This window comes from Bradyrhizobium sp. 31Argb, assembly GCF_043638955.1.
In the GTDB taxonomy this organism is placed as follows: domain Bacteria; phylum Pseudomonadota; class Alphaproteobacteria; order Rhizobiales; family Xanthobacteraceae; genus Bradyrhizobium.
The window spans coordinates 1-888 of the sequence record NZ_JBEGDB010000647.1 but is presented as its reverse complement, the minus strand read 5'-3'; the positions used below and the strand labels follow the sequence as shown (position 1 = coordinate 888).

General features: G+C 62.8%; 2 protein-coding genes. One reads left to right on the top strand and one right to left on the bottom strand.

The features are described from left to right. Window positions 1-8 precede the first annotated feature (8 nt). A complete protein-coding gene (locus tag AAFX91_RS42060) occupies window positions 9-293 on the bottom strand; it encodes a LexA family protein (RefSeq protein ID WP_394570397.1) in 285 nt (94 codons plus the stop codon). A 38-nt stretch (window positions 294-331) separates the two neighbouring features. Here AAFX91_RS42060 and AAFX91_RS42055 point away from each other — a divergent pair. Beyond that, window positions 332-888: IS630 family transposase (locus AAFX91_RS42055; protein WP_394570396.1), on the top strand; the 557-nt coding region annotated here is incomplete at its 3' end.

Here is an 888-nt window from a genome sequence, read left to right as displayed (position 1 = left end):
CTAGTTGTTCATCGCAGTGATTTTGACGTTTTGATACCGAGCCATTCGAGGATGGGCAAGTTTTCGGGTGGCAAGAGGATCTCGATGCTTCGTGCGACGCCGGGCTGGCGGCGAATGAAGCCGTTCCGTTCGAGGGTGACGATCATCTGGTGGACTGACGGCGGGCTGACGCGGAAATGGCGCTGGATGTCGGCCTCGGCGGGCGGCTGTCCGAACATGTACGAATAGGTATGGATGAAAGCGAGATAGTGACCCTGCCTCTCGGTCAAGTTCGCGCCTGATTTTTGACTCATCGCTGGATTCGTCCCGGCCTCCGACAAGGAGGCGAAGCATGAACATACGTTATCGGGTCGAATTGAGCCAAGCCGAGCGGGACGAACTGACGGCGATGCTCGGCGGCGGCAAACATGCCGCCCGCAAACTCAAACGGGCGCAGATTTTGCTGGCGGCCGATGCCGGCAGCTGCGACGCAGAGATTGTCCGAACCGTCCGGGTCAGCCTTTCCACCGTCGGCCGGACCAAGCGCCGCTTCGTGGAAGGCAATCTGGAGCGGGCCTTGAGCGAGGAACCGCGTCCGGGCGCGGAACGCAAGCTGACAGGCAAGGAAGAGGCCTTGCTGGTGGCGACGGCATGCGCCAAGCCGCCCACCGGACGCAAACGCTGGACGCTGACGCTGCTGGCCGACGCGATGGTCAAGCTCACCGATCACGAAAGCCTGTCGGGCGAGACCGTGCGCCGCCGGCTGGCCGACAACGACCTCAAGCCGTGGCGCAGGGACATGTGGTGCATTCCCCGTGTCGACGGCGAATATGTCGCCCGCATGGAGGACGTGCTCGATCTCTATGCTGAAGCGCCGGATCCCGAGCGGCCCCTGGTCTGCTTCGACGA

Excerpts from the sequence above, each read along its gene's own strand:
- AAFX91_RS42060 (WP_394570397.1), bottom strand. The coding sequence starts at position 293 with ATGAGTCAAAAATCAGGCGCGAACTTGACCGAGAGGCAGGGTCACTAT.